At 72.9% G+C, this 22,390-nt stretch carries 17 protein-coding genes; 12 read left to right on the top strand and 5 right to left on the bottom strand.

What is annotated here, in order from left to right; translation table 11 throughout:
- The 4 genes from AB0A74_RS38200 to AB0A74_RS38185 form a co-directional block, all read right to left on the bottom strand.
- A partial coding sequence (locus tag AB0A74_RS38200) for a 50S ribosomal protein L11 methyltransferase (protein WP_358257432.1) occupies positions 1-818 on the bottom strand: 818 nt, incomplete at its 3' end.
- Between the two features lie 242 nt (positions 819-1,060).
- Complete coding sequence (locus tag AB0A74_RS38195) at positions 1,061-3,169, bottom strand: diguanylate cyclase (protein ID WP_358257430.1); 2,109 nt, start codon at positions 3,167-3,169, stop codon at positions 1,061-1,063.
- A gap of 428 nt (positions 3,170-3,597) precedes the next feature.
- On the bottom strand, positions 3,598-4,275 hold the full coding sequence (locus tag AB0A74_RS38190; protein WP_358257428.1) for a DUF305 domain-containing protein: 678 nt from the start codon (positions 4,273-4,275) through the stop codon (positions 3,598-3,600).
- Positions 4,276-4,277: 2 nt separating this feature from the next.
- Positions 4,278-5,078, bottom strand: a complete 801-nt coding sequence (locus AB0A74_RS38185; protein WP_358257426.1) for a DUF3105 domain-containing protein — start codon at positions 5,076-5,078, stop codon at positions 4,278-4,280.
- Between the two features lie 184 nt (positions 5,079-5,262).
- Between AB0A74_RS38185 and argS the strand changes: the two genes are divergently transcribed.
- The 7 genes from argS to AB0A74_RS38150 all read left to right on the top strand — a co-directional run bounded on the left by argS (position 5,263) and on the right by AB0A74_RS38150 (position 16,692).
- The gene (gene argS / locus AB0A74_RS38180; protein ID WP_358257424.1) at positions 5,263-6,906 is read left to right on the top strand and encodes an arginine--tRNA ligase; all 1,644 of its coding nucleotides are present in this window, start codon (positions 5,263-5,265) and stop codon (positions 6,904-6,906) included.
- Positions 6,906-8,330 carry a diaminopimelate decarboxylase gene (lysA, locus tag AB0A74_RS38175; RefSeq protein ID WP_358257422.1) on the top strand — a complete coding sequence of 475 codons (1,425 nt, stop codon included), beginning with the start codon at positions 6,906-6,908 and terminating at the stop codon, positions 8,328-8,330. The genes argS and lysA overlap by 1 nt, the downstream gene beginning before the upstream one ends.
- A 1-nt stretch (position 8,331) precedes the next feature.
- Positions 8,332-9,657 carry a homoserine dehydrogenase gene (locus AB0A74_RS38170; protein WP_358257420.1) on the top strand — a complete coding sequence of 442 codons (1,326 nt, stop codon included), beginning with the start codon at positions 8,332-8,334 and terminating at the stop codon, positions 9,655-9,657.
- Positions 9,654-10,757, top strand: coding sequence for a threonine synthase (thrC, locus tag AB0A74_RS38165; protein ID WP_358257418.1), 1,104 nt, complete (start codon positions 9,654-9,656; stop codon positions 10,755-10,757). Before AB0A74_RS38170 ends, thrC begins: the two co-directional genes overlap by 4 nt.
- Entirely contained in the window at positions 10,754-11,629 is an 876-nt protein-coding gene (gene thrB, locus AB0A74_RS38160; RefSeq protein ID WP_358257416.1) for a homoserine kinase, read from the top strand. Before thrC ends, thrB begins: the two co-directional genes overlap by 4 nt.
- Before the next feature lie 335 nt (positions 11,630-11,964).
- Positions 11,965-14,007: a transcription termination factor Rho gene (rho, locus tag AB0A74_RS38155; protein WP_358257414.1), complete on the top strand. Its 2,043-nt coding sequence runs from the start codon at positions 11,965-11,967 to the stop codon at positions 14,005-14,007.
- Positions 14,008-14,361: 354 nt separating this feature from the next.
- Positions 14,362-16,692, top strand: coding sequence for a hypothetical protein (locus AB0A74_RS38150; protein WP_358257412.1), 2,331 nt, complete (start codon positions 14,362-14,364; stop codon positions 16,690-16,692).
- A 108-nt stretch (positions 16,693-16,800) separates the two neighbouring features.
- Here AB0A74_RS38150 and AB0A74_RS38145 read toward each other — a convergent pair whose 3' ends face one another.
- A complete protein-coding gene (locus AB0A74_RS38145) occupies positions 16,801-17,214 on the bottom strand; it encodes a hypothetical protein (protein WP_358257411.1) in 414 nt (137 codons plus the stop codon).
- A gap of 247 nt (positions 17,215-17,461) precedes the next feature.
- Here AB0A74_RS38145 and rpmE point away from each other — a divergent pair, with 247 nt between their 5' ends.
- From rpmE to prmC, 5 genes are all read left to right on the top strand, one after another.
- Positions 17,462-17,674, top strand: coding sequence for a 50S ribosomal protein L31 (gene rpmE, locus AB0A74_RS38140; RefSeq protein ID WP_121225998.1), 213 nt, complete (start codon positions 17,462-17,464; stop codon positions 17,672-17,674).
- Positions 17,675-17,747: 73 nt separating this feature from the next.
- Positions 17,748-18,803 (top strand): peptide chain release factor 1, encoded by a 1,056-nt coding sequence (gene prfA / locus AB0A74_RS38135; RefSeq protein WP_358257409.1) that lies wholly within the window; start codon positions 17,748-17,750, stop codon positions 18,801-18,803.
- A gap of 18 nt (positions 18,804-18,821) precedes the next feature.
- Positions 18,822-20,021, top strand: coding sequence for an acyl-CoA thioester hydrolase/BAAT C-terminal domain-containing protein (locus tag AB0A74_RS38130; protein WP_358257408.1), 1,200 nt, complete (start codon positions 18,822-18,824; stop codon positions 20,019-20,021).
- A gap of 10 nt (positions 20,022-20,031) precedes the next feature.
- A complete protein-coding gene (gene lpdA, locus AB0A74_RS38125; protein ID WP_358257406.1) occupies positions 20,032-21,417 on the top strand; it encodes a dihydrolipoyl dehydrogenase in 1,386 nt (461 codons plus the stop codon).
- A gap of 17 nt (positions 21,418-21,434) precedes the next feature.
- Positions 21,435-22,292, top strand: a complete 858-nt coding sequence (prmC, locus tag AB0A74_RS38120; RefSeq protein WP_358257404.1) for a peptide chain release factor N(5)-glutamine methyltransferase — start codon at positions 21,435-21,437, stop codon at positions 22,290-22,292.
- Positions 22,293-22,390 lie beyond the last annotated feature (98 nt).

Here is a 22,390-nt window from a genome sequence, read left to right as displayed (position 1 = left end):
GGGGGGGGGGGGGGGGGGGGGGCGGCGGGTGGGCCCCGGGCGGGGGGGGGGGGGGGGGGGGGGGCGGGCGGTGTGTTGGCGGTGGCGGCGGCGATGGCGGCTGGGTCGATGTCCACCCCGAGTGCGGCGGCGTGGAGGTGGGCGGCCTCGATCGCGATGGTGCCCGTCCCGCAGAACGGGTCCACCACCCGCCAACCCGCCGCGCCGGTCCGCGCGGGAAGGCCCGCCAGGCGCAGCATCGCCGCCGCCACCGGCGGGTGCAGCGCCCCCGGCCGCGACACCCGCCGATAACCCCTGCGGTGCAGGGGTTGCGCGGCGATCCGCAACCCCACCACCGCCCGGTCCCCGGCCAGGGTCACCCGCCACGACAACCCACCCGCCGGCGGCACCCGCCCACCACGTCGCCCGTGGTACGGCACCCCGAGCGCCGCCGCCACCGGCTCTCCGACGGCGTCCTCCACGTCGTACCGCGTGAAGTTCCGCCGTCCCAGGAAAGAAGCCGAAACATCCACAGTGGACCAAAAGCGCTCCGCGCCGAAATCGGCCAACGTGCGCACCACCTCCCACACGTCCACCGAGGCCATCGCCCCGGCCAGCGAGCGCAGGTCGGCCCGCGCCCGCCCGATCCCGTCCACGACGGCCGCCACCAGGAACACGTCGTCCACGCACCGCAGCCCGAGCACCGCCGGACCGGGCACCGCCGAGAACCACACCTCGCGGTGCCCCGACGACTCCACGACCCCGACCCCCGCGACTTCCCGCGCGGCGACCGCTTCCACGCCCCGCACCGTGCGCGCCAGCAGGCGCACGGCCCTCACGTCGGCGAAGGGGTGCCAGGACGCGCGTCAACACCGGCCGAAGCCGGAAAAGGAGAGATCACCACAGATCTTCTTCCGCGTCACGACCCGGGGCGGTGTCGTTGCCGCCCCGCATCGTCGACGAGGGGGAAGCGCCCTCGACCCGTCGACGGTCGTGTCAGCCTCGGAAGAAGAAGTTCACGCCGCCACGCTACCAAGCCACCGCAACCGAAATCACCGGAAGTCCGCCACCGCGACCGCGTTCACCGGAAGTGCGCCACCGCGTCCGCCGCCGGCACGGCGTCGCCGAAGTGCGGGCCGCACGCCGCGAACGCGCCCGCCTCCCGCCACCACCGCGCCTGCTCGGCCGTGCGCACGCCGTCCACCTCCACGACCGCGCCGGTCTCCCGCGCCGCCGCGACCAGCGCCGCCACGTACGGCACCCGCCGGTCCGCCAGCCGCCGCGCCACCCGGACCCGCCGCACCCGCAACGCCTCCGCCGCCGCGAGGTCGTCCGGCCCGAGGCCGAAGTCGTACAGCGCCGTGCCGACGCCCATGTCCGCGAGCACGGTCAGGTTCTCCGCCGCGTCCGACACCGACAGCACGCCCACCGGCATCCCGACCACGAGCCGGTCCGGCCGCAGCCCGGTGCCCTCCAGCACCCGCACGACCCGCGCCTCCAGCTCCGCGTCCCCGGACTGCACGGCGCTCAGGCCCACGGTCAGCGACGCGTCCCGCCACCACCGGGCCTGGTCGGCGGCCGTGCGCAGCAGCCACTCGCCCAGCGGCAGCACCAGGCCGGTCTGCTCGGCCAGCTCCACGCACGCGTCGTGCTCCAGCGGCTGCTCGCGGTCCCAGCGCAGCACGGCGTCCAGCCCGACGACCCCGCCGGACAGCGCCACCACCGGCCGGTACCGCACGGACACCTCGCCCTGCTCCCACGCGCCCGGCATGCCCGCGGCCAGCGCCTGCGCCCGCCGGTCGGCGAGGTCGCGCGCCGGGTGGAACAGCTCCCACTGCCCGCGCCGACCCGCCTTGGCCCGCCGCAGCGCCTGGTCGGCGGACCGCAGCAGCTCCGCGGCCTCGGTGTCGTGCGGCGGCCGGAACACCACGCCGGTGCTCGCGGACACCGCGATGCCGTGCCCGTCCACGAACAGCGGCTCGGCCAGCTCGGCGTTGATGTCGGCGACGATCCGCGCCACCTCGGGCGTGCTCGCGGTGTTCTCCACGAGGACGCCGAACTCGTCGCCCTCGAACCGCGCGATCATGGCCTTCTCCCGCGCGAGCACGCTCTTGAGCCGCTGGGCGACGTGCACGAGCAGCCGTTCGCCGGCGCGTCCGCCGAGGCTGTTGCAGATCATGCCGAACGCGTCGAGGTCCAGGTGCAGCAGCGTGACGCCGTGCACGGGGTCGGCGCGCCGCAGCGCCGCTTCGAGGTGGGTGGTGAAGTACTGGCGGTTGGGGAGGCCGGTCAGGACGTCGTGCAGCGCCTGCCGGTTCAGCTCGCCCTGCAGGAGCATCAGCTCGGTGCCGTCCTCGACCACGGTCACGAAGTGGCCGCCACCGGGTTCCGCGCCGGGCAGCAGGGACGTGGTGAGGGTGATCCGGGCGACGTCACCGTCCTTGCGCAGCAGCCGCTGGGACTGGCGGATCCGGTCCGGGCCGCCCAGCAGCAGCTCGTCCATGGTCTCCCGCAGGGCGTCCGCGGAGTCGGCGTCGACCAGGTCGAACAGGGTCAGGTCGGCCAGTTCGGCGGGCGTGTACCCGAGGATCTCGCCGACCGCGGCGTTGGCGCGCAGCAGGGTGCCGTCGAGGCCGACGATGAGCACGCCGCTGGAGGACGACGTGACGACTTCGTCGAATCGCGCTTCGCTTTCCTGGAGTCGCCACTTGGCGTCCCGAACGGCTTTGAGCAGGGAAAGCCGCAATGCTTCTTGTTGGTCGAACACGGCCCGCCGACTGGCCGCGAGGAATCCGGTGGCGAATGCCCCGAGACCGACCGCCACCCGGTCGGCGTAGCGGTCGAGCGGCTGGAAGTCGGGGAGTTTGAGCAGCCCGTGCCCGAGGACTTCGGTGGTGCACCGCAACCCGTCCTCGGTCATGTGCCCGAGCGCGACGAACTCCTCGCCGAGCGCCTCCAGCGGGGTCGGGTCGAACGGTTCGGCGAGCAGGCCGGAGCAGAGGGCGTCGAGGCGGCCCGCCAGCTCGGCGTCCAGCTCGGACTTGGTGTGCTGCACGACGACCGCGGTGCTGAGCAGGTACGCCCACTTGCGCGCCAGCAGGTCCCGTGCGCGCGACGGATCGGGGGTGGGATCCGGCGTCGAGGGGTGCGGCGCGGCGTCGTGGTGGGGTCCGCGGTCCGGTAGAGGCATTCCCGTTGCCCAGCTTTGATTCCAGGTTGCGCGGCAGTTTACCCACTTCGGGCGTGCAATCGCTCGGCCAGTGGGGTGAAGGAATGTCGTTCGATGGATTTTCTACGATTGTTGCGGTCACGCAACGTGACAATATGTGGAATCCTCACCATTGCGCAGGGGCTCTGGCGGGCTCGACCCGGGTGGCGGGGGGCGAGGGGGACACGACAGCCGCACAAGCCAAACACGCGCCGCCCGAGCCGCTGGCCGCGCCGCGTCCAGCGACCAGCCGCGCGTGAACCCAGCCGCGCGTGAACCCAGCCGCGCGTGAACCCAGCCGCGCGTGAACCCAGCCGCGCGTGAACCCAGCCGCGCGTGAACCCAGCCGTGCGCCGATCCAGCCGCGCGCCGACCTTCCACGGTCGAGCCTCGCGCGGCCCGCAGCCGCACTACTGCAAAGGAGCAGCGCCCCGCTCGGTCAGCAACTGCTTCATGTACTCGCTCTCACTGGACTGCGACTTCAGCATGTTGTCCGCGAGAGTGCGCACGACGTTCTGCCCGGCATGGGAGGCCGCGTATTCGGCCATCGGCGCCCCACCCTGGTGGTGGCGCAGCATGAGCTGCAGGAAGTACACGTCGAACTCGGTCCCCGACAGCGAGCGCAACCTGGCCAGCTCCTCCGACGAGGCCATGCCGGGCATCAGCCCCGCCTTGCCGGCCGCCGACGTCGTGCCCGCCGAGTGGTGGGACGCCGTGGCCATCCACTTCATGTGCGTTCCGTCGGGACTCTGCTCCGGCATCCCCCACAGGGTCAGCCAGCCCTTCATCCGCCCGACCTGCTCCAGCTGGGTGGACTCGATGTCGAACGCCAGCTGGCGGATGGCCCGGTCGGTCGTCTTGTCCCGGGCCGTGTTGGCCATGGTGATGCCCTGGACGTGGTGCACGGCCATGTCCTGCGAGAAGCCCACGTCCACCGAGTCCTTGGCCGGGACCGACGCGTTGTCCGACCCCGGCAACCGGATGAGCAGGCCCACGGCGGCCCCCAGCAGGAGCACCGCCAGCACCGCCACCGCGGCCACGAGGGCCCTGGTGGCGGTGCCGGGACGGGACTGCTCGGCCGCGGTCAACGTCAGCTGCTCGGCTGGGTCGTGGGCGCGGCGGTCGGGTTCTCGGTCGGGTCGGTGGTGCCGCCGTCCATCGGGACCGCGTCCGCGCCCGGCTTCTCCGCCACGAACGGCGGCGGGTTGTCGATGTCGAAGGTCGGCGAGTCGCACGCCGCGCCGATCTCCGGGTAGGTGTACTGGTTGCGGCGCAGGGACTTGATGAACTGGTCGACGCGCTCGTCGTCCACGCTCTCGACCTTGAGCTGGTGGCCCCACGACTGCAGCGACACCGGCTTGTCCAGGCCCGGGTACGGCGACAGCATCGTGTACTGCTGGCCGTCGGCCTTGGCCTTCAGCTTGTCCAGCGCCTCACCGGAGACCTGGTCCGGGTTGTAGGCGATCCACACGGCGCCGTGCTCCAGCGCGTGGACCATGTTCTCCGTGCGCACCGGCTTGGCGTAGACGACACCCGTGCAGTTCGCCCACGCGCCGTCGTGCGGACCGCCGAAGGGCGGGGACTGGTCGTAGGCGACCCGCTGCGTCGGCTGCACGTGCTTGCCGGCCGGGTACTCCTTCTTCACCACGCCCTGGATCTGGTCGGACGGGTCCTTGTTCTCCTCCGAGGGCTGCCACTTGGCCAGCGCGGCTTCCTGCCGGTTCTTCTCGGAGATCTGCGAGTAGGCATACCCGAACACGGTGCCCGCCAGCGCCAGCACGGCGATCACCGCGATGATGGTGCCCCACGGCTTCGGCTTCTTCGCCACCACCGAGGACCGCGCCGCCGCCACGCTGGAGCGCGCGGCCTTCGTCTTCTTGCCGCTGGTCATGTCCGCCTCAGGTCCGTCGTCATACGCCCATGCCGCGGGCCAGTGTAGGGACACCGTGTCGGATCACCGTCAACTGCCGGTCACCAGGGGTGTTCGTTAACACTTGCGGGACCTGCGTCACTCCCAATCCTCGGGACGCCCATCCCGGTCGAGACCTGCGCGAACGTTTCCCTAGACTTGACGGGTGACTCCCGCTGCGCTCGCTGACCTGGTCCGTGCGACGGCCGTGGACGTGCTGTCCACCCGCGGCCTCGACCCCGCCGTCCTCCCCGCCGCGGTGACCATCGAGCGACCCCGCAACCCCGAGCACGGCGACTACGCCACCAACGTGGCCCTCGTCACCGCCAAGAAGGCCGGGGTGCAGCCCCGTGACCTGGCCGGATGGCTCGCCGAGGCGCTCGCGGGCACCGACGCCGTCGCGTCGGCGGAGGTCGCCGGCCCCGGCTTCCTCAACCTGCGCCTCGCCGCCGACGCCCAGGGCGGCATCGTGCGCGACGTGCTCACGGCCGGTGACGCCTACGGCCGGGGCGACGGGCTGACCGGGATCAAGATCAACCTGGAGTTCGTGTCGGCGAACCCGACCGGCCCGATCCACCTGGGCGGGACCCGGTGGGCGGCGGTCGGCGACGCGCTGGGCCGCATCCTCGCGGCCAACGGCGGCGACGTGACCCGCGAGTACTACTTCAACGACGCCGGCGCGCAGATCGACCGGTTCGTGCGGTCCCTGATCGCCGCCGCCAAGGGCGAGCCGGCCCCCGAGGACGGGTACGCGGGCGGCTACATCTCCGACATCGCCGCCGAGGTGCTCAAGCGGGAGCCCACCGCGCTCACCGCCGAGGACTCGCACGAGGTCTTCCGGCGCGTCGGCGTGAACCTGATGTTCGACGAGATCAAGCGCGACCTGCACGACTTCGGCACCGACTTCGACGTGTTCTTCCACGAGAACTCGCTGCACGAGTCGGGCGCGGTCGCCAAGGCGATCGAGCAGCTCAAGACCTCCGGCGGCCTGTACTTCGAGGACGGCGCCTGGTGGCTGCGGTCCACCGAGTACGGCGACGACAAGGACCGCGTGGTCATCAAGCGCGACGGCGACCCGGCCTACATCGCCGGCGACATCGCGTACTTCCTGGACAAGCGGTCGCGCGGCTTCGACCTGTGCATCTACATGCTCGGCGCGGACCACCACGGCTACGTCGGCCGCCTGAAGGCCGCCGCGGCGGCGCTGGGCGACGACCCGAAGACCGTCGAGGTCCTCATCGGCCAGATGGTGAACCTGGTCAGCGACGGCAAGCCGGTGCGGATGAGCAAGCGCGCGGGCACCGTCATCACCATGCAGGACCTGGTGGACGCGGTGGGCGTGGACGCCGCCCGCTACGCCATGTCGCGGTCCTCGGTGGACTCCTCCCTGGACATCGACCTCGACCTGCTGCGCAAGCGCTCGAACGAGAACCCGGTCTTCTACGTCCAGTACGCGCACGCGCGCCTGTCCTCGCTGCTGCGCAACGCCGCCGACCTCGGTGTCACGCAGAGCGACCAGTACGAGCTGCTCCAGCACGACCGCGAGGGCGACCTCATCCGCACGATCGGCGAGTTCCCGCGGGTCGTGGCCACGGCCGGCGAGCTGCGCGAGCCGCACCGGATCGCGCGCTACCTGGAGGAGCTCGCGGGCACCTACCACCGGTTCTACGAGCACTGCCGGGTGCTGCCGCGCGGCGACGAGGAGACCGCCGACCTGCACCGGGCGCGGCTGTCGCTGTGCGCGGCGACCCGTCAGGTGTTCCGCAACGGCCTCGGCCTGCTGGGCGTGAGCGCCCCGGAGCAGATGTGATGAGGGCGCACCCCGCCGGTCCCCGGCACGCCGACGTCCTCGTCCCGTCCAACACCGCCGGCAACCGCCCGGCCACCCCGGAGGAGCTCGACCGGCTCCACCCGCACGTGTGGCCGCGCAACGCCGAACGCGGTGAGGACGGCGCGGTCCGGTTCGGCGGCGTGGACGTGCGCGCCCTGGCGCAGGAGCACGGCACGCCGCTGTTCGTGATGGACGAGCAGGACTTCCGGTCCCGCTGCCGCGACCACGCCGAGGCGTTCGGCGACCCGACGCAGGTGCACTACGCGTCCAAGGCGTTCCTGTCCGTCGCGGTGGCCCGGTGGGTCGCCGAGGAGGGCCTGAGCATCGACGTGTGCAGCGGCGGCGAGCTGGCCATCGCGCTGCGCGCCGACTTCCCGGCCGAGCGGATCGCGTTGCACGGCAACAACAAGTCCGTCGCCGAGCTGGAAGCCGCCGTGGCGGCGGGCGTCGGCGCGGTGGTGCTCGACTCGTTCTACGAGATCGCCCGGCTGGACCAGGTCGCCCGCGAGCGCGGCGTCGTGCAGCCGGTGATGATCCGCGTGACGGTCGGCGTCGAGGCGCACACCCACGAGTTCATCGCGACCGCCCACGAGGACCAGAAGTTCGGGTTCTCGCTGTCCTCCGGCGACGCCGCCGAGGCCGCGCGGCGCGTGCTCAAGGCCGAGGGGCTCCGGCTGATCGGCCTGCACAGCCACATCGGCTCGCAGATCTTCGACGCCAGCGGCTTCGAGGTCGCGGCCCGCCGCGTGATCGGCCTGCTGGCCGAGTTGCGCGACGAGCACGGCGACGGCGTCCTGGACCAGGTGTCCACTGTGGATCTCGGTGGCGGCCTGGGCATCGCCTACACCCCGGACGACGACCCGCCGCCGCCCGCCGAGCTGGCCCGCCAGCTGCAGGACATCGTGGGCAAGGAGTGCGCGCACGCCGGCCTGCCCGCGCCCAAGATCGCCGTCGAACCCGGCCGCGCGATCGTCGGCCCCGGCACGGTCACCGTGTACGAGGTCGGCACCATCAAGGACGTCCAGCTCGACGCCGGCGCGATCCGCCGGTACGTCAGCGTCGACGGCGGCATGAGCGACAACATCCGCACCGCCCTGTACGACGCCGTGTACGACTGCAAGCTGGTGTCGCGCAAGGCCGAGCCCGACTCGAAGGCCGTGCTGTGCCGCGTGGTGGGCAAGCACTGCGAGTCCGGCGACGTCGTGGTGCGCGACTGCTGGCTGCCCGACGACCTGGCGCCCGGCGACCTCATCGCGGTCGCGGCGACCGGGGCCTACTGCTACTCGATGGCCAGCGGCTACAACCGCCTGCCCCGGCCCGCGCTCGCCGCGGTGGCCGACGGCGCCTCGCGGCTGCTGCTGCGCCGGGAGACCGAGGAAGACCTGTTCCGCCTGGAGGTATGACGTGCCTGGCCAGAAACCGATCAAAGTCGCGCTGTTGGGCTGCGGCACGGTCGGCACCGAGGTGGTCCGGCTCCTGACCGACCACGCGGCGGACCTCACCGCGCGGGTCGGCGCGCCGGTCGAACTCACGGGCATCGCGGTGCGCCGGCCCAACAAGCACCGCGAGGTGCCCGCCGAGCTGCTGACCACCGACGCGCAGGCGCTGGTCGAGTCCGACGTGGACGTCGTGGTCGAGGTCATCGGCGGCATCGAGCCGACCCGGACCCTGCTGCTCCAGGCGCTGCGGTCGGGCAAGTCCGTGGTCACCGCCAACAAGGCGCTGCTCGCCGAGCACTCCGGCGAGCTGTTCGAGGCCGCCGACTCGACCGGCGCGGACCTGTACTTCGAGGCCGCCGTCGCGGGCGCCATCCCGCTGATCCGGCCGCTGCGCGAGTCGCTGGCCGGCGACCGCATCACGCGCGTGATGGGCATCGTCAACGGCACCACGAACTTCATCCTGTCGGGCATGGACTCCACCGGGGCGAGCTACGGCGAGACGCTGGAGGAGGCCACCCGGCTGGGTTACGCGGAGGCCGACCCGACCGCCGACGTGGACGGCTTCGACGCCGCGTCCAAGGCCGCGATCCTCGCGTCGCTGGCCTTCCACACCCGGGTCACCGCCGCCGACGTGCACCGCGAGGGCATCGCGCAGGTCAGCGCGGCCGACATCGCCGCCGCCAAGGGCCTGGGCCGGACCGTCAAGCTGCTCGCGATCTGCGAACGGGTCTCCGGAGGCGGAGCCGACCAATCCAACACCGCGAACGCTTCCGAATACATCTCGGTGCGCGTCCACCCGGCCATGATCCCGAGGACCCACCCGCTCGCGGGCGTGAACGGCGCGTTCAACGCGGTCTTCGTGGAGGCCGACGCGGCGGGCGAGATGATGTTCTACGGCAAGGGCGCGGGTGGCGCGCCCACGGCCAGCGCGGTGCTCGGCGACCTGGTCGCGGTGGCCCGCAACCGGGTGGTCAGCGGGCGCGGCCCGCGCGAGTCGGCGTACGCGGCCCTGCCCGTGCGGCCGATGGGCCAGACGCCCACCAGGTACCACATCAGCCTCGACGTGGCCGACCGGCCAGGTGTGTTGTCGCAGGTGGCGGCGGTGTTCGCGGAGCACGACGTGAGCATCGCGGCGGTGCGGCAGGAGGGGCGGGTCGACGACGCCAGCCTGGTGATCGTGACCCACGCCGCGACCGACGCGGCACTGCGGTCGACCGTGGACAAAATCGGCGGACTGCCCGTGGTTCGGGAAGTGGTCAGCGTTATGCGGGTGGAAGGCGAAGAATCGTGACAGCCCAGGCGACCGTCGGCGGAGCCGACAATCGGACAGCAGCGCGGCCCGGGTGGCCGGGGATCATCCACGCCTACGCGGACCGGATCCAGCTCCCGGAGGGCGCCGAGGTCGTCACCCTCCACGAAGGCGGCACGCCGCTGGTGCACTCGGAGTACCTGTCCGAGGTGACCGGCTGCCAGGTCCACATCAAGGTCGAGGGCGCGAACCCGACCGGCTCGTTCAAGGACCGCGGCATGACCGTGGCCATGACGCACGCCCTCGCGAGCGGCACCAAGGCCGTGATCTGCGCCTCGACCGGCAACACCTCCGCCAGCGCCGCCGCCTACGCCGCCAAGGCCGGGCTCACCGCGGCCGTCCTGGTGCCGCGCGGCAAGATCGCGCTGGGCAAGCTCGCCCAGGCGGTCGCGCACGGCGCGCGCATCCTCCAGATCGACGGCAACTTCGACGACTGCCTCGAACTGGCCGCCAAGACCTCCGCCGAGTACCCGATCACCCTGGTCAACTCGGTCAACCCGGTCCGGCTGATCGGCCAGAAGACCGCCGCCTGGGAGATCTGCGACGTCCTGGGCCGCGCCCCGGACGTGCACTGCCTGCCGGTCGGCAACGCCGGCAACATCACCGCGTACTGGCGCGGCTACTCCGACTACGCGACCGACGGCGTGGTGGGCTCGACCCCGCGCATGTTCGGCTTCCAGGCCGCCGGCGCGGCCCCGCTGGTGCTGGGGCAGCCGGTCGCCGACCCGGAGACCATCGCCACCGCCATCCGCGTGGGCAGCCCGGCCTCCTGGACCGGCGCGGTCACCGCCAAGGAGCAGTCCGGCGGCTTGTTCGAGGCCGTGACCGACGAGAAGATCCTGGAGGCCTACCGGCTGCTGGCCTCCCGCGACGGCATCTTCGTGGAGCCGGCGTCGGCGACCAGCGTGGCGGGCCTGCTGGCCACCGCCGCCGACGGCCGCCTGCCCGGGGGCTCGCTGGTGGTCTGCACGGTCACCGGCCACGGCCTGAAGGACCCGGACACGGCGCTGCTCGGCATGGCCGAGGTCGAGCCGGTCCCGGTGGACCCCGGCGCGGTCGCCACCGCGCTGGAACTGTCGTGACCGGCGTCCGCGTCACCGTCCCGGCGTCCACGGCGAACCTCGGCTCGGGGTTCGACGCGCTCGGCATGGCCCTCGGCCTCCACGACGAGGTGGAGTTCGAGGTCGTGCCGGCCGGGCTGGCGGTCGAGGTGACCGGCGAGGGCGCGGGCAGCGTCCCCGGCGACGAGTCGCACCTGGTGGTCCGGGCCTTCCGGGCCGCCTGTTCACTGCGCTCGGTGAACGTTCCGGGGCTGGTGCTGCGGTGCCGGAACGCCATCCCGCACGCGCGCGGCCTCGGCTCGTCCTCGGCGGCCGTCGTGGCGGGCATCGCGGCCGGATACGCGCTGGCCGGGCACGAGTTGGACACAACCGCGTTGCAACTCGCCGCCGAGTTCGAGGGCCACGCCGACAACGCGGCGGCGGCGATGTTCGGCGGCGTCGCCGTCGCGTGGACGCAGGGTGACCGGTTCCGCGCGGTGCGTCTCGAAGCGCACCCCGCGCTGCGGCCCGTGGTCCTGGTGCCGGCGGTCGAGTCGTCCACCAAGACGACCCGCGGCCTGCTGCCCGCGACGGTGCCGCACGCCGACGCCGCGTTCGCCGCCGGGCGGTCCGCGCTGGCCGTCCACGCCCTCACCGCCGACCCCTCCCTGCTGCTGGACGCCCTGGACGACCGGCTGCACGAGCCGTACCGCGAACCGGCCTGGCCGGCCACGTTCGCGCTGGTCAGGGCGCTTCGGGAAGCCGGAGTGCCGGCGGCGGTGTCCGGGGCCGGGCCGACCGTGCTGGCCCTGCCCGAGGACGGCAAACTGCCCGACTCGATCGACCTCGCGGGCTTCACCCCGCTGCACGTCCCGGTCGACGGCGGGGGAGTGCGCGTTGCGCCACTCGGTTGAGTGATGCGACGCGCCGCGCCCCGGTTGTTGCACCTGGCCGGACCGGCGTCTACCCTCGGGGCCATCAGTCACCGCGCGCACGGGCGCCGGTGTGGTGCCCGGACATTCGCTCCGGATCGCATTCCTCCAGTGACTTGGCCCTGTGCCGTACGGGCGGGGTTGGCGCTGGAAGGCACCCGCTCGCCGTGTGACCGAGAACGCCTCGTACCGGTGGACTCCGCATTCGTGCGCTCCGAGGTCCGCCTGCACGCCGGCGTTACTGTCGATCCGCATTCCGTCGGACGGCAGGTCCGCTGGGCCGCGTAGGAGGCGCGGTCCGGTCAGGAAGGACATGTGTGAGCAACACTGATGTGCTGAGCAGCGAAGCTCCTGCTGCTCCCAACGCCGCTGCCAGTTCCGGAGCCGAGGAGAACGCTCTGACCACCCCTTCGAACGGCAGCGCCCCGCCGCGCAAGCGGGCGGGCCTGTCCGGCATGGTGCTCGCCGAGCTGCGTGAGCTCGCCGGTCAGCTCGGCATCACCGGCACGGCCGGTCTCCGCAAGGGCGACCTCATCGCGGCCATCAAGGAGCGTCAGGGCGGCACCTCCGGTCGGGGCAGTGCCGCGACGCCGCCGAAGGCCGAGAAGAAGGCTTCGGCCCCGAAGGCCGCGGCTTCCGCTCCCGCGCCCGAGACGCCCGCCGCCGACAAGCCCGCCGCCGAGCAGCCGGTCGCCCCGCCGACTCAGCAGCAGCTCGACGTGGCCGACCGCCCCGCCGAGGAGGAGGGTGGCCGCCGCGGCAACCGCCGCCGCCGGTCCGCCAACCGCCCGGCGGGCAGCCCGGAGGCGCAGCAGCAGCCCGCCGCCGCTCCCGCCGCGGAGGCCCCGGCGCAGACCCAGGAGCGCCCGCAGCAGGAGCAGCGCCCCCAGGCCGACCGCGCCGAGCAGCCCCGTGAGCAGCGCCAGGAGCGTGGCGACCGCGGCGAGCGCGGCGACCGGTCCGAGCGCGGCGAGCGTGGTGACCGCGGTGAGCGTGGCGACCGCGGCAACCGCCGGGACCGCGACCGGGACCGCGACCGTGACCGTGACCGGGGCGACAACCGCGACCGGGACCGCAACCGGCAGGGCGGCGGCAACGCCGTCGAGGACGACGGTGACGAGGAAGGCGGTCGGCGCGGCCGGCGCTTCCGCGACCGCCGCCGTCGCGGTGGCCGCGGTGACGGCGCCGGTGGCGGCACCGACACCGAGGTGCGCGAGGACGACGTCCTGCTCCCCGTCGCGGGCATCCTCGACGTGCTGGAGAACTACGCGTTCGTCCGCACGTCGGGCTACCTGGCCGGGCCGAACGACGTCTACGTGTCGCTGTCGCTGGTGCGCAAGTACGGCCTGCGCCGCGGTGACGCGATCATCGGCGCCGTCCGCCAGCCGCGCGACGGCGAGCAGCAGCGGCAGAAGTTCAACCCGCTGGTGCGCGTGGACAAGATCAACGGCCTGGACCCGGAGGAGTCGCGCAACCGCCCCGACTTCACCAAGCTCACGCCGCTGTACCCGAACGAGCGCCTGCGGCTGGAGACCGAGCCGCACATCCTGACGACCCGCGTCATCGACCTGGTGATGCCGATCGGCAAGGGCCAGCGCGCGCTCATCGTGTCCCCGCCGAAGGCCGGCAAGACCTCGGTGCTCCAGTCGATCGCCAACGCGATCACGAAGAACAACCCCGAGTGCCACCTGATGGTGGTCCTCGTGGACGAGCGCCCGGAAGAGGTCACCGACATGCAGCGGTCGGTGAAGGGCGAGGTCATCGCCTCGACCTTCGACCGCCCGCCGTCGGACCACACCACGATCTCGGAGCTGGCCATCGAGCGGGCCAAGCGCCTGGTCGAGATGGGTCACGACGTGGTCGTGCTGCTCGACTCGATCACCCGCCTGGGTCGCGCCTACAACCTGGCGGCCCCGGCGTCCGGCCGGATCCTGTCCGGTGGTGTCGACTCGACGGCGCTGTACCCGCCGAAGCGCTTCCTCGGCGCGGCCCGCAACATCGAGGGCGGCGGCTCGCTGACCGTCATCGCGACCGCGCTGGTGGAGACCGGTTCGGCCGGTGACAGCGTGATCTTCGAGGAGTTCAAGGGCACCGGCAACGCCGAGCTGAAGCTGGACCGGAAGATCGCCGACAAGCGGACCTTCCCGGCCGTGGACGTGGACGCCTCCGGCACCCGCAAGGAGGAGCTGCTCCTCTCGCCGGACGAGATGGCGGTCATGCACAAGCTCCGCCGGGTGCTGCACGCCCTGGACGGCCAGCAGGCGATCGACCTCCTGCTCGACCGGCTGCGCAAGAGCCGGACGAACATCGAGTTCCTGATGCAGGTCGCCAAGACCACCCCGGGCGCGGACAACGACTGACCCGAGCCCGGACCCGAACGGCCCGCCCCTCACGCGAGGGGCGGGCCGTTCGGCGTTCTGGCGGCTGGGGTGCCGCGACGGGAGGTCCGCACTGGGGGTCCGGGCCTCCCGCCGCGACTCGGCCTGCCCCCCGCATGGCCGGTGCCCCCCGCGTTCGACGGTAGCCGGCCGACCACCGTCCGCATCACCGTGGCGCCGCGCCGTTCCACGCACCCGACCACGCGGCGACTCCGTAGCGCTACGGAGGACCGCCCGGTTCGGCTCAACGCGCGGCTCCGCGGTCCCTCCCGTGGCCTGCCGGTCCCCGCCTTGTACTGTCCGTGCTCGGATGTGACCCTGACGTGGAGGGCGTGCGTGTTACCCGCCGGGCTCAGCACCTTCGTCGGCCGCAGGGTCGAGACGGCCGCGGTGCGCGACCTGCTCCGGACGCGCCGGCTGGTCACCGTCAAGGGCGCGGCCGGCATCGGCAAGACCCGGTTCGCCGAGCACGTCGCCGGCGTGGTGGAGGGCGACTTCGCCGACGGCGTCGTCCAGGTGCCCCTCGTCGACGTGCGCGGCGCCGGGGTGGCCGGGGAACTGGCCCGCGCGCTGGACCTGGTGGACAACGGCGGCAGCCCCGCCACGACCCTGCTCACCGACCACCTGCGGGACAAGCGCCTGCTCCTGGTGCTCGACAACTGCGAGCACCTGGTGGGGCACGAGGACCCGGATCGGCCCGGCCCGCTGCCGCAGCTGGTCCGCCTGCTGCTGCGGGCGGCGGAGGGCGTGCGGGTGCTGGCCACGAGCCGGTTGCCGCTGGGCGTCGGCGGCGAGCAGGTGGTGGACCTGGAGCCGCTGCCGCACGTGTCCGTCGGCGGTGAGGAGCCCGACGCCCTGGTCCTGCTGCGCGACCGCCTGGCCGCCAAGGGCAAGCCGCTGCTGCCCGAGCACGAGCCGTCCGCGCGGGAGGTGTGCGCGCTGCTGGAGGGCGTGCCGCACGCGATCGAGATGGTGGCGGCGCTGCGCCGGCACAAGACGTGGGCGGAGCTGCTGCACGGCCTGCGGGAGGACCTGGCGCTGCTGGCGCAGGGCCGGCTGCCGGAGGTCGACCAGTGGCACCACCGCACGCTCCGGGCGTCCATGCAGCTCACCCACCAGCTGCTGGACCAGCCGGCCCGGCGGCTGTGGGTGGTGCTGAGCGTGTTCACCGGCGCGGCCGACCTGGACGCCGTGCGGCACATGGCCGAGCTGGTCGGCGACCCCCGCGGGGTGGAGGCCGTGCTGGAGACGCTGGTGGACCACTCGGTGCTCATCCACACCGAGCTGGACGGGCGCAGCCGGTGGCGGATGCTGCCCACCGTCCGGGCGTTCGGCCTGCACGCGGACCCGGAGCTGGCCGCGCGGGCGCGGGTCGCGCACGCCGACCACCACGCCGCGGTGGTGGCCCGGGTCGCGGACCGCTGCTACGCGCCCGACGAGGTCCCGCTGTTGCGCGCCCTGGACGCCGCGATGCCGAACATCCGCACCGCCGTGACGACCCTGGTCGCCGGCGGGCAGGGGGAGCGGGCGCTGCGGCTGCTGGTGGACCTCTCCGACAGCCGCGCGAACACGCTCATGGGCACGCTGGGCGAGCTGCGCCGGCTGATGACGATGTGCCTGGACGCGCTGGGCGACCAGCTGCTGCCCGGCGTGGTCGAGTGCATGGCCGGGGGCGCGTTCGCCGCGCTCATCCAGGGCGAGGGCCTCGCCACCGCCCGCCCGGTCCTGGACCGGTGCCACGCGCTGCTGCGCCGGCTCCCGCCGGGGGACGTGGGCACGGCCCGCGCCGCCCAGGCCGTGGAGTGGGCCGAGGCGACCGCCCTGTGGATCGCCGAGCCGGACCCGGCCGTCGCCGCCGGCTCGATCGACCTCCTGCGCCGCCTGGCCGCCGCCGAACCGCACCCGGGCCGCCGCCACATGCGCAACCTGTTCGCCGGGTTCGCCGCCGCCTACTACCGCCACCCCGACGCCCGTCGGCTGGCGGAGGACCACCTGGCGGACACCCTGGCCGCCGGCGCGCCGTGGGCGGCGTCCTGGGCCCGCTGGCTGCTGGCCCTGGTCACCTTCGCCTGCGACGGGGACCCCGACGGCGCGCTGGTCCTGCTGAAGACCACGCTGCGGGCGCAGCACGACATGGGCGACCGGTGGGGGCCGCCGTGGACGCTGTGGCTGATGGCCCTGGCCGCCGGCACCCGCGGCGAGCACGCGACCGCCGCCCACCTGCTCGGCGGCGCGTGGGCGCACCAGCGGGCGATCTCGACCGCCGTCACGGGCCTGACCCCGAACCTGCGGCTGCAACAGGGCGTCGTGGACCTCTGCGTCTCCCGCCTGGGCCGAGCCGGCTGGGAGCAGCGGACCGCGGCGGGCGCGAAGTCACCCCTGGACGACCTGGTGGAACTGGCCCTGGCGCTGCCCGAGCGGGGCGGCGCGGTGCACCGGCGGGAGTTCCCCGCGGGCCTGACCCGCCGCGAGTTCGAGGCGCTGCTGCGGCTGGCGGCCGACTTCCCGGCCACGAACGAGGCGATGGCCGCCCGGATGGCGTGCGGCAAGCGGACCTTCGAGACCTACCTGCAGGAGGTCCGCCGCAAGACCGGCATCACCGACCGCTACGACCTGGCCCGCTACGGCCGCCAATGGCTGCCCGACGCCGACCGGCCGCACCCGTGACCGCCGGCCGCTGCCCGTGACCGCTGCCCGTGACCGCTGCCCGTGACCGCTGCCCGTGACCGCTGCCCGTGACCGCTGCCTGTGACCGCCGGCACCCGTGACCGGTGGTCAGCGACACCCGTAGCCGGAGGACGCGAACGACTCGTCGCCGGCCGCGGCGGTGCGGCGGCGCTCCACCACGTACTGCCCGACCAGGAACAACAGCACCGGCACGCCCACGACGACCACCGCCACCACGGGCACCCGGACCCCGTCCACGCCGATCCCCAGGGCCAGCACGGCGGCCGGGTAGCCCCACCGCAGCACGAGCCGCTGCCGGCGGCTGCGCCACGCGACCATCCCGCCACCGGCCACCAGGACCGCCACCGCGGCGCCGAAGAGCGCCACGGACAGCCCGACGTCCCGGGTCGCTCCCGAGACGAGACCGGCCACGCCTGTCAGCCCCAGGACGGCGCTGACGAAGAGGAACGGCATGGTCAGCCAGGCGGCCACACCCAACGGGCGTCCGGTTGCGCAGAACACGCGCACAGTGTGGAGCGCGCAACACGGCCAGGTGCCACCCGAGTGGTCAAACGGTTACCCCCTGCGCCGAATGGTCGGCTACGGTCGGCAAGCGGTAGTGACCTCCGACACGGGAACATCCCGGGCCCGGAACGCGTTGCAACGACCGCAGACGGCATCTGGCAGACTGTCAGGTCGAGTCCGGCTCCGGTTCACCTCACCTGATACCAGCGAGGACCCGGCGGCCACCGAAGAGAGGGACAAGACGTTGAAGACCGGCATCCACCCCGAGTACGTGACGACCGAGGTCACCTGCGGCTGTGGCAACACGTTCACCACGCGCAGCACCAAGACCTCCGGTGCCATCCACGTCGAGGTCTGCTCGAACTGCCACCCGTTCTACACCGGCAAGCAGAAGATCCTCGACACCGGTGGCCGGGTCGCGCGCTTCGAGGCCCGCTACGGCAAGCGCGCCAAGTAGCACCCACAACGGCGTCCACCCGTGCCGCGGGTGGACGCCGTTGTCGTATCCACACCACCTCTAAGGACGCGCCGTGACCCTGGAAGCCCTGCTCGCCGAGCACGCCGAGCTGGAGGCGAAGCTCGCCGACCCCTCGGTGCACGCCGACCAGGCCGGCGCCCGCAAGCTCGGCAAGCGCTACGCCGAGCTGACCCCCGTCGTGCGCACCGCCCGCGAGCTGGAGCAGGTCCGCAGCGACCTGGAGGCCGCGAGGGAACTGGCCGCCGAGGACCCGGCGTTCGCCGACGAGGTGGACGAGCTGGCCGCGCGCATCCCCCAGCTGGAGGAGCGCCTTACCGAGCTGCTGCTCCCGCGCGACCCGCACGACTCCGCCGACGTGGTCATGGAGATCAAGTCCGGCGAGGGCGGCGAGGAGTCCGCGCTGTTCGCGGGCGACCTGCTGCGCATGTACCTGCGCTACGCCGAGCGCCACGGCTGGAAGGCCGAGGTGCTCGACGGCACCGACTCCGACCTGGGCGGTTTCAAGGACGTCACGGTCGCCATCAAGTCCCGCGGCGACTCGCCGGACGGCGTGTGGTCGCGGCTGAAGTACGAGGGCGGCGTGCACCGCGTGCAGCGCGTGCCGGTCACCGAGAGCCAGGGCCGCATCCACACCAGCGCCGCCGGCGTCCTGGTCTTCCCGGAGACCGAGGACGTCGAGATCGAGATCGACGAGAACGACCTGCGCGTGGACGTGTTCCGCTCGTCGGGCAAGGGCGGGCAGAGCGTCAACACGACCGACTCGGCGGTGCGGATCACCCACCTCCCGACCGGCATCGTCGTGTCCTGCCAGAACGAGCGCAGCCAGTTGCAGAACAAGGCGCGCGCGATGCAGGTCCTCCAGGCCCGCCTGCAGGCGCTGGCCGAGGAGCGGGCGCAGCAGGAGGCGTCGGACTCGCGCCGCGCCCAGATCCGCACGGTGGACCGCTCCGAACGGGTGCGGACCTACAACTTCCCCGAATCCCGCATCTCCGACCACCGCGTTGGGTACAAAGCGCATAACCTGGATCAAGTGCTCGACGGCGACCTCGACGCGGTGCTGGACGCGCTGGCGGCGGCCGATCGGGCGGAACGGCTCGCCGGCGGGTGACGCGACGGGAGGCGCACGATGGCGGAAATCCTGGTGACCCCGCAGAGCGCCCCCCTCGACACCCCGTTGGAGATCAAGGTCGTCGGCCTGGAACCCGACGCCGTGACGACCGTGCGCGCCACGACCGGCGACCGGGCGTCGGAGGCGGTGTTCCGGGCGGACGAGCGCGGCGTGGTGGACCTGACCCGGCACGCGCCCGTCGAGGGCGACTACGACGGCGTGGACCCGATGGGGTTGTTCTGGTCGATGACCCCGACGGGCGACGAACGCGGTCCCGCGCTGGTCGAGGTCGACGGTGTCGGCAAGGTCGAGGTGGAGCGCCTGCGCGTGCCCAAGGGGCTGCGGCGCACCGAGGTGACCGAGAACGGCCTGGTCGGCGTCCTGTTCGAGCCCGACGACGGCGAGGTGCACCCCGGCGTCATCGTCCTGGGCGGTTCCGAGGGCGGGCTGCACGAGGACGACGCGGCGCTGCTGGCCCGCTACGGCTTCGCGGCCCTCGCCCTGGCCTACTTCGGCGCCGACGGCCTGCCGGACGACCTGGTCGACATCCCGCTGGAGTACGTCGGCACGGCCATCACCTACCTGGGCGACCGCCGGATCGGTGTTGTCGGCGGGTCGCGCGGTGGTGAGCTGGCACTTCTCGTCGGCGCCACGTTCCCGCAGGTCGGCGCGGTCGTCAGCGTCGTGGGCAGCGGGGTGGTCACGCAGGGCATCGGACCCGGGACCAGGCTGTTGGAGAAGTTGGGCTTCGAGGCCGCGTCCTGGACGCGCGAGGGCCGCCCGCTGCCGTACCTGCCCTACACGGTCCCGGACGAGATGCGCCGCCGGATCGTGGACGGCGACCCGGTGCCGCTCAAGCTCGCGTTCGACCTGACCGACGGCATCCCCGAGGACGCCGAGATCCCCGTCGAGCGCATCAACGGGGGTGTGTTGCTCCTCTCATCCGGGCGCGACCAGAGCTGGCCGTGCGTGGAGCTGAGCGCCGTCGCCGAACGCCGCCTCGCCGAGCACGACCACCCGTTCCCGTACGAGCACGTGGTGTACCCCGAGGCAGGACACCTGATCGCGGGCCCGCCGCACCGGCCGACCACCGACCTGCTGGTCCCGGGTCCCGGCGTGCTGTTCGAGATGGGCGGCTCGCCGGGCGCCACGGCCGCCGCCCGCGCGGACGCGTGGCGTCGCGCCATCGAGTTCTTGTCGGGCCAACTGGGCACCTAATGTGTCGCTCATGAGCGCACACTTTGACGTCGTGGTCCTCGGTGCTGGGCCAGGCGGGTACGTCGCCGCGATCCGCGCGGCCCAGCTCGGGTTGAAGACCGCGGTCATCGAGGAGCGTTACTGGGGCGGGGTCTGCCTGAACGTGGGCTGCATCCCGTCGAAGGCGCTGCTGCGCAACGCCGAGCTGGCGCACCTGTTCACCCACGAGCAGAAGACCTACGGCATCCAGGTCGACGGCACCGTGAAGTTCGACTACGGCGCGGCGTTCGACCGCTCGCGCAAGGTCGCGGACGGGCGCGTCAAGGGCGTGCACTTCCTGATGAAGAAGAACGGCATCACGGAGTACAACGGCCGTGGCACGTTCGTGGACGCCAACACCATCAAGGTGGGTGACGAGACCGTCACCTTCAGCCACGCGATCATCGCCGCCGGCGCGCAGACCCGGCTGCTGCCGGGCACCAAGCTGTCCGAGCGCGTCGTGACCTACGAAGAGCAGATCCTGTCGTCGGACCTGCCGGGGAGCATCATCATCGCGGGCGCGGGCGCCATCGGCGTCGAGTTCGCGTACGTGCTGCACAACTACGGCGTGAAGGTCACGATCGTCGAGTTCCTCGACCGCATGGTGCCGCTGGAGGACGTGGAGGTGTCCACGGAGCTGGCCAAGCGGTACAAGCGCCTGGGCATCGACGTCCGCGTCGGCACCAAGGTCGAGGGCATCGACGACTCCGGCGACAAGGTCCGCGTCACCGTGTCGAAGGCCGGCTCCAGCGAGGTCCTGGAGGCCGACAAGGTCATGCAGGCCATCGGCTTCCAGCCGCGGGTCGAGGGCTACGGCCTGGAGAACACGGGTGTGCAGCTCACCGAGCGCGGCGCTATCGCCGTGGACGGTCGCGGTAGGACGAACGTGCCGCACATCTACGCCATCGGCGACGTCACCGCGAAGCTGATGCTGGCGCACGCGGCCGAGTCCATGGGCATCATCGCGGCTGAGACCATCGCCGGCGCGGAGACCCAGGAGCTGGACTTCGTGATGATCCCGCGCGCGACCTACTGCCAGCCGCAGATCGCGAGCTTCGGCTACACCGAGGCGCAGGCCCGCGAGAAGGGCTTCGACGTGCAGGTGGCGAAGTTCCCGTTCACCGCGAACGGCAAGGCGCACGGCATCGGCGACTCGGCCGGGTTCGTGAAGCTGATCAGCGACGCCAAGTACGGCGAACTGCTCGGCGGTCACCTGATCGGGCCGGACGTGACGGAGTTGCTGCCGGAGCTGACCCTGGCCCAGCAGTGGGACCTGACCGTGCACGAGGTGGCCCGCAACGTCCACGCGCACCCGACGCTGGGCGAGGCCGTCAAGGAGGCCATCCACGGCCTGGCCGGTCACATGATCAACTTCTAGTTCTAGGCTCTGGTCCCATGACCCGACACCCGCTGCGGCTGGCCGTGCTGGAAGCAGAACGAATGCTGGCCGCGGCGGGCGTCGACAGCCCGCGCGTGGACGCGGAACTCCTGGCGGCCCACGTCCTGGGCGTGGACCGCTCCCGGCTGCCGCTGATCCCGCTGGTGGACCCGCCGGTGGTCGAGGCGCTGCACCAGTTGGTGCGCAAGCGGGTGAAGCGCATCCCGTTGCAGCACCTGACCGGGTGGGCGCACCTGGGCGGCCTGGACCTGGACGTCGGCCCCGGGGTGTTCATCCCGCGCCCGGAGACGGAGCTGGTGCTGGTCTGGTGCTTGTCCAAAGTGGACAAGTCGCCGCTGGTGGTGGACCTCTGCACCGGTTCGGGCGCGCTGGCCCTGGCGTTGGCGCACCACCTGCCGGGCGCGACCGTGCACGCGGTCGAACGCGACCCGGCCGCGCTGGCCTGGGCCCGCCGCAACGCCGACGCGCGCCGCGAGGCCGGCGACACCCCGATCGTGCTGCACGCGGGCGACGTGACGGCGCCGGACGTCCTGTCCGATCTGGACGGGACGGTGGACCTGGTGGTCTGCAACCCGCCGTACGTCCCCGAGGGCACCCCGGTCCAACCGGAGGTCGCCGACCACGACCCGCACGCGGCGGTCTTCGGCGGTGACGACGGCCTGGACGTCATCCGCCCGGTGGTGGCGCTGGCGGCCCGCCTGCTCAAGCCGGGCGGCCACGTGGCCATCGAACACGACGACACGCACGGCGAGACGGTCCCGGCCCTGCTGTCGGCCCGCCGCGTGCTGACCGACGTGGAAGACCACAAGGACCTGTCCGGCCGCCCCCGCTTCACCACCGCCCGCCGCACCTGACCCCCGCCCGCCCGCGCCCGCCTGCGCCCGCCCGTGCCGCGCCGGCTTGCCCGCGCCCGCGCCGCCCGCGCCCGCCGGCGCGGCACGGGCGAGCGCAG

The sequence above is a fragment of the Saccharothrix sp. NPDC042600 genome (assembly GCF_040647305.1).
Classification (GTDB): Bacteria; Actinomycetota; Actinomycetes; order Mycobacteriales; family Pseudonocardiaceae; genus Actinosynnema; species Actinosynnema mutabilis.
The sequence above is the reverse complement of the archived record's forward strand: the minus strand, read 5'-3'. Positions and strand labels throughout refer to the sequence as shown.